Consider the following 11727-nt stretch of genomic DNA (forward strand, 5'->3'; position numbering starts at 1 on the left):
CAAATTGATGAAAACGGCGAGCGATGGCTGCTGTTGCCGCTTTATGCCCTGATCGTGATGGTAATCTTTATGGAAGTGTTCCGCAGATTTGCGCTCAGTTACTCTTCCATCTGGGCGGAAGAGATTGCACGCTACGCCTTTATTTACGTGTCGTGGATTGGCGCATCGGCCGGCATTAAGGCGCGCGCCCACATCCGCATTGACGTCATCCTGCCATTCGTCGGCAACCGCGCACGGGCGGTGATTATGATTCTGGGCGATCTGATTACGATTGTGCTGGCTGTTCTCGCCTTCTGGTGGTCCCTTGAAAGTGTTCTGGTATCCATAAAGTTCGGGTCGGTCACCCATGGCCTGCGCATCAGTCTGGCCTGGTTTCTGGCTGCCGTGCCGATCGGGTTCGCCATGATGCTGGTACGGCTGATTCAATCCATCATCCGAGACGTTTCCGACCTCAAAGCCGGTCGACCGGTATTCGAAGGTAAAAAACTATTCGACTAGGAGTAACCTCATGCTTCAACAATACCTAATGCAGCAAGAAGAAATCATTCTCGGATGGGGCTTCTTTCTTCCATTGATAGCGATGGTCGTGCTCATTTTGCTGGCCGTACGGATTTGGGTCGTCATCGGTGTCGGCTCGTTCGCCATGCTGTTGATCACGGGCGTCCTTCCGCCGACGCTGCTGGGTGAGGCGCTGTTCGATGGAATCGATTCCTTCGCCTTGATTGCGGTGCCCCTGTTCATCCTTACCGGAGACATTCTGGTGCGAACCGGGTTGTCCGGCAAGCTGCTGGACGTGGCCGAGGCCACCATGGGCTCGACGCGATCCGGATTGGGAACGTCCACCGTGCTGGGCTGCGGTTTTTTTGCCTGTATCAGCGGCTCTGATGCCGCCGATGCCGCGGCCATCGGAAGGATCACCATCGACCGTCTGGCGGCCAAAGGCTATCCCAAGCCCTATGCCTGTGCACTGGTGGCGGCGGGCGCATGCACCGGGATTTTAATCCCGCCATCCATATCGTACATCATTATCGGACTGGTGCTGGGCATCAGCGCATCAACCCTGTTTCTGGCCGCTGCCATTCCCGGTGTGCTGATTCTGCTATCGGTTATGTTTTCCAATGCTGTGGTCAACCGGATAAAAGGTTACGAAAACAGCACCACGGGATTCAATTTTCAATACTGGCGGAAAACGGTATACGCGGGGCGCTTTGCGCTGCTCATTCCCTTCATCATTTTGGGCGGCATCTACTCGGGCATCTTTACCCCAACGGAAAGTGCGGCCGTGGCGGCGCTGACCGCAATCATTATCGGTTTTTTCCAGCGAACGTTGAAACTCAGCGATATCCCGAAGATTCTTGAAACGTCTGCCAAGGTGAGCGGTGTGATCGTGCCCATCATCGCCATGAGCCTGCCCCTGGCCCAGACCCTGGCCAGCCTGCAGGTTCCCCAGGCGTTCGTGGGCTTCATGACCTCCCTGACGAGCAACCCCTACTTGATCATTATCATCATGGTCGCCATTTTGATGATTGCCGGCTGCGTCATGGAAACGACGCCGAATATCGTCATCCTGGCGCCCTTGCTGCTGCCGCTGGCCCTGGAAATCGGTATGAACGAAGTTCATTTTTGCATATTTATGATCACCTCCCTGGGTATTGGTTTTATTACCCCACCCATGGGCTTGAACTTGTTCGTGGTTTCAGGCGTCACCGGGACACCGATCGTATCCATCTCCAGATACGTCTTTCCGTTTGTTTTTTGCATGCTCGCCATCGCGCTGTTGATCGGCTACGTCCCATGGATTTCACTCTGGTTGATTAATTGATCTGTTTTGGATGAAAAGCGATTTGGCGCGGCATGCGCTTGATTTCAACACAACCGTTTCATGGAGTGGGGATTATGCAAAAAGACTCCAAAGATAAAGCGCTCACATCAACCGAGCGCCGTTGTTTCCTTAAATTGAGTGCCGGTTTTGGCATCACGGCTGCACTGGTCGCCCTGTCACGAAACGCGCTGGGTGCTGAAGCAGAATCTGACCAGATTGGTCGAAAAGAGACCGAGCTCAAAGCTGCTGCCGAACACACCATGATCCTGGGGACGGCCTATGCCCCCGGGGTTTCACGAAGCTATCCGATCATGCAGCTTGATTTTAAGGAAAATATTCAAAACGCCAGTCTCGGCAAGATATATGTGCAGTTGGAGCCCGCGGGGCAGGTGGGGGCCGAAGGAACATTGGCCCGAAACGTTCAGAATGCGATCATCCAGGCTGGGCAGTGTTCCATTTCCAACTTCTCGCCGTTTGTGCCCGAGGTTGACCTTATTAACCTTCCCTACTGGTGCAGTGAAAACCAAAAGTTCGTTAACCTGGTGACTTCCGATGCCTGGAAAAAGAAGATCCATCCCAAGATCGAGGCCAGGGGATTCAAACCGCTTTGGTATCCATGCATCGATCCGCGTACCCTGGCCATGGGCCAGGGGCTAAAAGAAAAAATCACGACACCCGAGCAGATGCGCGGCATCAAATTCCGCATTCCCAATTCAACCATCCTCCAGCGCCTTTATCGCCAGTTGGGGGCCCATCCCATTTTGGTCGAGTGGGTGGAGGCGGCCAATGCGATCCGGCTGGGGAGTGTGGATGCCTTGGACCCGTCCATAGGTGCGCTTTATGTGTTCGGATTCAAAAATCTCCTCTCTCAAATTACCTTTGCCGACATTATTCAGGATGCCCAAATGTATTTCTGCAATCTGGAGTGGTTCAGCCGGCTACCGCAGCCGTTGAAGACATCGATCGATTTTGCCAGCGAAATGACCATGCGGCAAAATCATGCCAAAGTGCCGTCGGCGCGGGCCCACGCAGAGATGCAAATGACTTCGGCCGGCGTCAAGTTAAATCGGTTGAGTTCGGATGAAAAGGCACAGTGGAAGGAAAAAGTTGGCGCCCATCTCGCCATTTGGGACGATGTGAAAAAGCAGCTGGCAGGATCATTGAGTGAATTTGATAAATTTCAAGAAGCGGCCGACACACCGGGGAATTACCACATCCCCGAGAAATAAGATCAATTGTTTAGTATAGTTTTTCTGATTTAAACGATGCCGGCAATCTCATTGTGGTTGCTGTAATAAAAAACAACATTAAAGGGAATTAAGACCCATGAAAATAATTGATCAATTGTTTGATATCAGCGGCCATGTCGCCTTGGTTACCGGAGGCAGCTCCGGTATCGGCAGAGCCATTGCATTCTGTCTTGCCGAAGCGGGCGCATCAGTCGTTCATGCCGCCCTTGAACAAGAGGAAGACGCGTTAAAGGATGCGGTAAAGGATGTTGAAAAGATCGGTGGAAAAGCCGCCTACCTTACTTGCGATGTATCTGATCCCGATGAGCTGGCCAATATGGCCGAAAAGTCAGCCTCCTTTTTCGGGGCCCCGGACATCCTGGTCAATGCCGCCGGTGTAAACTTTCGTCAATCCTGGAAAGACGTCACTGATGCCACCTGGAACAAGCAGATTGATATCAATTTAAAAGCCCCCTTTTTCCTGGCCCGGCACCTGATTACCGGGATGCAGAAGAAAGGATGGGGCAAAATCATCAATATTGCCTCGCTTCAATCCGAACGTGCATTTCCCAACAGTGTGCCCTACGGCGCATCCAAAGGCGGTGTTATGCAGCTGACACGCGCCATGGCCGAAGCCTGGTCCGGGAATCAGAGCGGGATCACCTGTAATGCGATTGGTCCCGGGTTTTTTAAAACAGGGTTGACATCCGTCCTGTATGATCAAAAAGATGTAATTGATGCCTTGGCCCGGCAGACCATCATCGGTCGCAACGGGGAGCTGGATGATCTAAAAGGTGTTTCCATCTTTTTAGCCTCCCCGGCCTCCGATTATATTACCGGACAGACCATCTACCTGGATGGCGGCTGGACCGCTAAATAGCAACCTTCTTCGAATATAGGTGCGGTTGGTTACGATGCGCGTGCGACGGGCGAAGATGTCAATCACAGGAATGGAGCAAATGGCTACACCGATTGACATCCTCACCGAACGCGTCCATCAATGGTAACGCTTCCAACGATGAACGTATACAACCCTTCATGCTGATTATCGTAACGATCGCTTACGACGTCAGGGGCAACCGCCGTTTGTGATCCACCATTCAATCACCGCAAGCCCGGCGATCTCTGGTTCGCGGGAAACAGGACATTAAAAATGAAAGCATTAGTCTACACAGCAACCAACGAAGTCGTCTACCGAGAGGAACCCGACCCGGTCCCAGGGACCGGAGAATCTTTGGTAAACGTGGAAGCGTCGGGCATCTGCGGGTCGGACATGCATGCCTATCACGGCAAGGACCCCCGCCGTGTGCCACCGCTGATTTTAGGGCACGAGGTTGCTGGAACCGTGGCGTCAGGCGAGGCGGTGGGCAAGCCGGTGGTCATCAACCCCTTGATCACCTGTGGACGATGCCCGCTCTGCGATACGGGCCGATCGAACCTGTGCGCCAGCCGGGAACTGATCGGAATGCGGCTGGCAGGCGCCTATGCTGAACGCGTCACCATTCCCTCGGTCAATTTAATACCGGTTCCCGAAGGCCTAAGTGCGGTCCATGCGTCGCTCGCCGAACCCACCGCGACGGCACTCCACGCATTGAATCTGGCAATGCGCGCGTCCCATCGCCCGCTGGCCGAACTCCGAACGTTGGTCATCGGCGGCGGGGCCGTGGGGCTTCTGGCGGCACTGCTGCTCAAGGGTTACGGCTGCAGGCGGCTGGTGGTGGCGGAGACCCTCGCCATGCGCCGGGAATCGGTTGCCCGGCACGTGGGATGCGAGGTCCACGATCCGATCAACGGTCCGGCCTTGCAGACCGACGCCTTCGATCTGGTGATCGACGCGGTGGGCGGCGGGGTCACCCGCAAAAGTGCGATGGCCGCGGTCAGTCCGGGCGGCATATTCATCCACATCGGTCTGATGGATTCCAGCGGAGAGCTGGACATTCGCAAATTGACCCTGTTCGAGGTTACCCTGATCGGGGTTTATTGCTACACGGCTGCTGATATGCGGGCAGCCGTCCAGGCCATCGCGGAGGGAATGCTGGGGGACTTGGGCTGGGTGGAAACGCGCTCCCTTGCAGATGGCGCCCGGGCATTTGACGACCTGCACAATGGGCGCAGCGCGGCAGCTAAAATCGTTCTGGTTCCCTGAAGATTGAGCCCAGCTTGCAGCGTGGTTATCCTTTTTTCCACCGCTTCATTTCGCTGATCCCATTTATAGCACCTTGATGAGTGCGATGCCCATTCATGTCATGGCTCGGATGCCCACCCTGAAGGCTTTTCCAGCAAAAATGGTGCGACTGCGGCGGGCCATTTCGGTCCGGCTGTTTCACGATCACCCCATAGGAGGAGATAAATATGAAATATTCTATGATTCTGGCTGTCCTGCTGTGTATCATTTTCCCCTTTACAGCCACAGCAATGACCGACTATCCGAAAGACGCCATAACCTACCAAATTCCCTTCGGACCGGGCGGTCAGTCGGACCTCGAGGCCCGGCGCCAGCAACCGCTGTTAGAGAAAAAGCTCGGCGTCAAGGTCGTCATCCAATACAAACCCGGTGGTGGCGGCTCTATCGGCTGGGCCGATCTGGTCAACCAAAAACCGAACGGATATTTTATTTCCGGCATCAACATTCCTCATATTGTTTTACAGCCGTTGGCACGCGGCAACGCCGGCTACGAGACAGATCAGCTGATGCCTATAGCCCTTTTTCAAGCCACCCCCATTGGTTTGGCGGTATTAAAAGACAGCCCGCATGAGAACCTGGAAGCGTTGATCGATTACGCCAAAAAGAATCCCGAGGCAGTGATATGCGGTGGTTCCGGAACCTGGTCCGGACATCACATTGCCCACCTTCAATTTGGCAAAATGGCCGACATAAAGATGACCTATATTCCCAGCAAGGGTGCGGCTAAAAGTGTGGCGGCGTTTCTTGGTGGCCATGTCAAAGCCATCTGGGCCAATAGCAACGACTTGGTCCAGCATGCAGATAAAATCCGTGTGCTTGCCTTCGGCACCAAGGCGCCCTTTGCCAATATGCCTGATGTACCCACGTTCGAAAGCAAAGGATTTCCACTATACGCGTCAATTGACCGCGGGGCAGGTGCTCCTCCCGGCACCCCCAAGGAAATCATTGAGACCCTGGAGAAGGCATTTTTGGAAATCGCGTCTGACCCCAAGGTCATCGAACAGATGCGCAAAGATGGCTTCGTACCCTTGAACATGGGTGCCGACGTTTCCAAAGCCTATATTGAGGAAAAAGTAACCGAATGGGCGCCTGTGGTAAAAGAGTTCAAAGAATAGCTGCCTTCAAAGCAAGACCGCTTCAGGCGTTGGGTTACCAACGCCTGAAGCACGTCAGGGTCGGGAGGATGATATGTTAGATTTTGCCTTACAAGGCCTATGGCAGGTTTTTATTCCTGCCAATTTCCTTGTTTTGTGCTTCGGGGTGTTCATGGGTATCCTTTTCGGGGCCCTTCCCGGGCTGACCGCCACCATGGGCTTGGCCCTATTGGTGCCGTTCACGTTCACCATGTCTCCTTCTGCCGGTCTGATAATGCTCGCCGGTATTTACGTGGGTGCCATGTATGGCGATGCGATCCCAGCGATTCTGATCAATACCCCCGGAACCCCGGCGGCCATTGCGACGACTTTTGATGGTTTCCCCTTAAGCCAAAAAGGCATGGCTCAGCACGGCCTGGTGGCAGCGGCGGTAGCAAGTGCTTTTGGCTCATTGCTGGCAAATTTAGTCCTCATTGTTGCCGCTCCGCCGCTGGCGATCGTCTCTTTAAAATTTGGGCCCCCGGAGTACTTCTGGTTGGGAATTTTTGGATTGACCATCATCAGTACGCTCTCTTCAGGCAGCGTGATCAAAGGTTTTTTAGCCGGCGCGGTCGGGATGATACTTTCTGCGGTCGGCATGTCCGATATCGGCGGCGACATTCGGTTAACCTACGGGTTTCCGGAATTGCAAGGTGGCATAGAGCTCATCGTGGCCCTTATCGGCTTTTTCTGTATGCCTGAGATTCTGGGTAGTGTTATTGGGCAACGCCGTGCCGCCTACACTGAAAAAGCGGTTAAACCGCGATTGGGTGTAATTTGGGAGGTTGTGCGTGATTTATTCCGTCGCCCTGGCCTCCTGCTGCGCTCTGCAGGCATCGGCACCATCGTGGGGTTCGCACCTGGGGCGGGTGGAAACATCGCCAGTATGGTTTCTTATAATGAGGCCCGCCGTTGGGACAAACATCCTGAAGCGTTCGGCAAGGGAACGATAAAGGGGGTCGCCGCCAGTGAGGCGGCCAATAGCGCGATGGCACCCGGGTCCCTTATTCCGCTGCTCACGCTGGGCATTCCAGGATCACCCCCCGCAGCGGTGATTCTGGGCGCCCTCATGTTGCATGGCATGAGACCCGGCGCGGAACTTTTTTCCCAATACGCCGATGTGACCTTTGCATTCATCATGGGACTGCTGGTGGCGGCGTGTTTGGTGACGATTATCGGGTCATTGGGCAGCGTGGTATTTAGCCGCATAATTAATATCCCATCCCGCTACCTGGCACCAGCAATCATTTTCATGACTGTGCTTGGTTCCTACGCCATCAGAAATAACATGCTGGACGTGTGGATCATGTTTATTTTCGGCATCATCGGATATGTTAGTGGCAAGTTGAAATTCCACCCGGCACCGATTGTCCTCGGTCTGATACTGGGTCCTTTTGTAGAGGAAGGGCTCGTGCAGTCCATGCTTGCCGGGAAGGCCGTAGGCGGGACATTTCAATACCTCGTTTTCAGACCGATCAGCGGGCTGCTAATCCTGCTGTGCGTTTTCTCGCTGCTTTGGCCGTTATATACCTTGTGGCGGTCCAAACATGAAAAACAAACGGATGCTTCCACGGCGCCATAAGAGAAAACGGAGACCAAAATGAAAAACGAGACCCGAGAGCAGGATAAAAAACGTTTGAACAGCGATCTTATCGTTGGAACATTCAGTCTGGCGTTAGGTGCGCTGGTCTACTTCTCAACGCGAGAACTCAGCAGGTTTGGTGGTGTTTTCGTAGATTACGTGGTGATTGCGTTAGTCGCCTTGTCGGCTATAGTCTTGGTAAAAGGTTTCATCAAGCCGGAATATATTATTTTTTTTGATTCGGTAGTGGAGCGAAACAATGTATTGGTCGGTATCTGTATTTTGCTGCTATACCTGATCGCATTGCCGATCATCGGATTTCTACCTTCCAGTTATACGTTTTATTTTTGCTTCAATCTCTATTTGGCTGATGATCGATTCACAAAAAAGAATATTCTGTCTTCCATGCTTTTGACCGTCGTGGTTGTCACAGCGTTTTATTTTATATTCCATGGGTTTTTAGAGGTGCCACTTCCCCGGTCGATGTGGAGTGAGTGATAAAGATCAATAAACGATAGTAGGTTTGCTTTTTAGACGAACCAATTTCCGGCGCCATCATCTGGAATTATTTCTTCGCCATCTTTACGAGAGGAGCAACTTCATTGACAGACATCGTAATTAGTGAATTTATGGATGAAAAATATATAGACGAGACCGCCAAGGGGTATGATGTTCATTACGATCCCAACCTGGTGGACAATCCTGACGAACTGACGGTTTTTTTGAAAAACGCCCAAGCACTGGTTGTGCGTAATCGCACCCAGGTGAACCAGGAATTGCTGAATGCGGCTCCCCAATTAAAGGTGGTCGGTCGATTGGGCGTGGGTCTTGACAACATAGATTTGGCAGCCTGTGATGAACGGGGTATTGTTGTTTGTCCGGCCACTGGTGCCAACGATGCTTCCGTAGCGGAGTGGGTGATAACCAGTCTGATGATGCTGCTTCGGATCGCTTTTCTTGCAACATCTCAGATGCTGACCGGAAAGTGGCCACGCAACCAATCAATGGGGTGTGAGACTGCCGGTAAAATCCTCGGCCTGATCGGATTTGGCCGCATTGCCCGAGAAACAGCAAAACGGGCGCAGGCCATGGGAATGGCAATCATCGCCTATGATCCATATGTTCCTGCCGATGACCGCTGTTGGCAAGATACAAGAAAAATTGACCGATTGAGCGATTTGTTGTCCCAAGCGGATGTGGTAAGTCTGCACGTTCCGCTGAGCAAGGAAACCCATCATCTGATCGACGCCGAAGCGATTGCCCGGATGAAACCGGGATCGATCCTGATCAACGCCGCACGGGGTGGGGTCGTTGACGAAAAAGCCCTGGTGAAGGCGCTACAGTCAAACCACCTCGGCGGAGCCGCCCTGGACGTATTTGAAACTGAGCCGCTCACCCAATCCGCTGCCGCCCTTTTCGCCGGCATTCCCAATATCGTGCTGACGCCACACATTGCAGGGATTACCGTTGAATCAAACCAACGCGTTAGTCAAGTTACCATGAAAAATGTATGCAGGGTACTGGAGGAATCCCAATGAATCGTAAACCACTCACCTTGGCGCAACTGCATCAAATCGCCGTAAAAGCACTGGCTTTGCATAACACAAGCGAAGAAAATGCGAATATGGTCGCCCGTGCCTTAGTGGCTGCCGAGGCCGATGGTCTGGGCGGCCACGGGCTATCCAGATTGCCGTCATATTGTGCTCAGTCCGCAAGTGGTAAAGTCAATGGGCATGCCGTGCCTGTCGCTAGCTTGGTGGCGGATGCCGCCATTCGGATCGATGCAAAGCATGGCTTTGCTTTCAGGGCCCTGGCACTGGCCGTGGAGGAATTGTGCAAACTGGCACCGAGAAAAGGCATCGCCGTTGCAGCGGTCACCCATTCACACCATTGTGGTGCAGCAGGGTATCATGTGGAGGCCCTGGCTCGAAAGGGTTTGGTGGGGCTGATGTTCGCCAACACCCCCAGAGCAATCGCGCCTTGGGGGGGAAGTACAGGCGTATTCGGCACCAACCCCATCGCATTCGCTGCGCCAAGAAAGGACAAAGACCCGTTGGTCATCGACCTGTCCCTCAGTAAAGTCGCCAGAGGCAAAATCATGGTTGCCAAACAAAACAATGACGCCATTCCTAAAGGGTGGGCGCTAGATTCTTTTGGACAACCGACCGCTGACCCGGAAGCCGCCCTTTCCGGAACCATGCTGCCCATGGGCGAAGCCAAAGGCGCTGCGCTGGTCCTGATGGTGGAAGTCCTCTCGGCGGCTCTGACGGCGGCTCATTTCGGTTTTGAAGCCAGTTCCTTCTTCACTGCCGAAGGAGAACCGCCAAGTGTGGGACAGCTATTGCTGGCATTCGACCCAAATCCCTTATCGAATAATCAATTTTATTCCAGATTGGAAGATCTTCTGGAAGCAATACTGACCCAATCGAACACGCGTTTACCCGGTGATCGTCGACTGAAACTGCGCGAGAAGGCACATCGGAGTGGGATACAGTTGGCGGATAAGCAGTATCAACAGATAATCTCTTTAGGTATGCCTGAAACCAAGGGGCCATGAATAGAAAAATGACTCATGTAATTGCATCGATATCTGTCAAAGAAGGCCGGCTGGCCGAGTTCCTGGATATTTTCAAAGCCAACATTCCAAATGTGATCAAAGAGTCGGGTTGTATTGAATATGTGCCCACCATCGACGCCCCGTCGGGATTATCTGCCCAGGCGTGTGATGAACATGTGGTCACGGTTATCGAAAAATGGCAGACCTTGGAGGATCTGAAAAAGCATATGTCGTCGCCCCATATGCTCGCATACAGAGAAAAAGTAAAGGATCATGTAGAGCATGTATCGCTGAAAATACTGATGGAAGCATGATTTGCAGCCAGGCGGACGGAATCCGGATTTCGCCCATGGGCCTGTCGTCAACCCTGCCTGCGGGTGTTTTTGGCCAATGCGTCGATTGGATGGGAACGGTCTACTTGCCGATGGCGTAAGCCTGCCTGCGCGGGTCCGCGCCGGCCTTGAGCACGCCGTTTTCCCGGTCGACCATGATCACCTGGGAAGAGCCCATGATTTCGGCGTAGCCTTCCACGACCTGGACATGGTGTCCTTTTGCTTTGAGCGCCGCGATGGTCCTTTCGGCAAAGCGGTTTTCCATCATCAGCGTGCCGTCCGGGTTGGAGCGCCAGCGCGGCGCTTCATTGGCCTGCTGCGGATCGGCCTTGAAGTCGATCAAATCCATCGCCACCTGGATGTTGGTCTGGGTCTGACCGTCGGCTCCCGGGGTTCCCAGCAAGATGGCGGGCCGGCCGTCTTTGAGAATCATGGCCGGGTGCAGCGTGTGGTAGGGCCGTTTGTTGGGCGCCAGCACGTTGGGATGAGCGGCGTCCAGAGTGAACCCCCGGCCGCGGTTGTGAAGCAGCATGCCCGTTTCGGGAATCATCACGCAGGAACCGAAGGCTTCGTACAGCGACTGGATCAACACCACGGCGTTGCCGTCGGCATCCACCACGGTCAGAACAATCGTGTCATCACCGCCCCGGGTAAAGTCCCGGGTGTCATAGCCGTTGGCCGCCCGGTCAGGATCGATTCGATTGACGCTATCCCTGGCCAGGGTTTCAGACAGCATCTCTGCGACCGGAACCGGGTGGACGGCCGGATCGCAGACATAGGCGTCCCGATAGGCAAAGGCCAGCTTCTTGGCCTCGACCATCCGGTGGATCAAATCGGCCGAATCCACGTCCATGGTCGCCGGATCATGGATGGCCAGCATGTTGGCC

Annotated in this window: 12 protein-coding genes; 11 read left to right on the forward strand and 1 reads right to left on the reverse strand. The window is 53.8% G+C overall.

The genetic code is table 11. From position 1 onward, the window contains the following. From ABYV26_RS11845 to ABYV26_RS11895, 11 genes are all read left to right on the forward strand, one after another. On the forward strand, positions 1 to 498 hold a 498-nt coding region (locus tag ABYV26_RS11845), incomplete at its 5' end, for a TRAP transporter small permease (protein ID WP_372681237.1). A 10-nt stretch (positions 499 to 508) separates the two neighbouring features. Then, positions 509 to 1822, forward strand: a complete 1314-nt coding sequence (locus ABYV26_RS11850; protein ID WP_372681238.1) for a TRAP transporter large permease — start codon at positions 509 to 511, stop codon at positions 1820 to 1822. A gap of 74 nt (positions 1823 to 1896) precedes the next feature. Then, positions 1897 to 3051 carry a TRAP transporter substrate-binding protein gene (locus ABYV26_RS11855; RefSeq protein ID WP_372681239.1) on the forward strand — a complete coding sequence of 385 codons (1155 nt, stop codon included), beginning with the start codon at positions 1897 to 1899 and terminating at the stop codon, positions 3049 to 3051. A 97-nt stretch (positions 3052 to 3148) separates the two neighbouring features. After that, the gene (locus ABYV26_RS11860) at positions 3149 to 3931 is read left to right on the forward strand and encodes an SDR family NAD(P)-dependent oxidoreductase (RefSeq protein WP_372681240.1); all 783 of its coding nucleotides are present in this window, start codon (positions 3149 to 3151) and stop codon (positions 3929 to 3931) included. Between the two features lie 273 nt (positions 3932 to 4204). Beyond that, positions 4205 to 5197, forward strand: coding sequence for an alcohol dehydrogenase catalytic domain-containing protein (locus tag ABYV26_RS11865; RefSeq protein ID WP_372681241.1), 993 nt, complete (start codon positions 4205 to 4207; stop codon positions 5195 to 5197). Positions 5198 to 5403: 206 nt separating this feature from the next. Beyond that, the gene (locus ABYV26_RS11870) at positions 5404 to 6351 is read left to right on the forward strand and encodes a tripartite tricarboxylate transporter substrate binding protein (protein WP_372681242.1); all 948 of its coding nucleotides are present in this window, start codon (positions 5404 to 5406) and stop codon (positions 6349 to 6351) included. Positions 6352 to 6424: 73 nt separating this feature from the next. Next, positions 6425 to 7951, forward strand: coding sequence for a tripartite tricarboxylate transporter permease (locus ABYV26_RS11875; RefSeq protein WP_372681243.1), 1527 nt, complete (start codon positions 6425 to 6427; stop codon positions 7949 to 7951). Positions 7952 to 7969: 18 nt separating this feature from the next. Beyond that, positions 7970 to 8449 carry a tripartite tricarboxylate transporter TctB family protein gene (locus ABYV26_RS11880; RefSeq protein WP_372681245.1) on the forward strand — a complete coding sequence of 160 codons (480 nt, stop codon included), beginning with the start codon at positions 7970 to 7972 and terminating at the stop codon, positions 8447 to 8449. A gap of 104 nt (positions 8450 to 8553) precedes the next feature. Next, the gene (locus tag ABYV26_RS11885; RefSeq protein ID WP_372681247.1) at positions 8554 to 9489 is read left to right on the forward strand and encodes a hydroxyacid dehydrogenase; all 936 of its coding nucleotides are present in this window, start codon (positions 8554 to 8556) and stop codon (positions 9487 to 9489) included. Then, positions 9486 to 10508 carry an Ldh family oxidoreductase gene (locus ABYV26_RS11890; protein WP_372681248.1) on the forward strand — a complete coding sequence of 341 codons (1023 nt, stop codon included), beginning with the start codon at positions 9486 to 9488 and terminating at the stop codon, positions 10506 to 10508. Before ABYV26_RS11885 ends, ABYV26_RS11890 begins: the two co-directional genes overlap by 4 nt. Then, positions 10505 to 10822: a putative quinol monooxygenase gene (locus ABYV26_RS11895; protein ID WP_372681249.1), complete on the forward strand. Its 318-nt coding sequence runs from the start codon at positions 10505 to 10507 to the stop codon at positions 10820 to 10822. Before ABYV26_RS11890 ends, ABYV26_RS11895 begins: the two co-directional genes overlap by 4 nt. Positions 10823 to 10922: 100 nt before the next feature. Here ABYV26_RS11895 and ABYV26_RS11900 read toward each other — a convergent pair. Beyond that, positions 10923 to 11727: gamma-glutamyltransferase (locus ABYV26_RS11900; protein WP_372681251.1), on the reverse strand; the 805-nt coding region annotated here is incomplete at its 5' end.

This window comes from Desulfosarcina sp., assembly GCF_041551955.1.
Lineage (GTDB): Bacteria > Desulfobacterota > Desulfobacteria > Desulfobacterales > Desulfosarcinaceae > Desulfosarcina.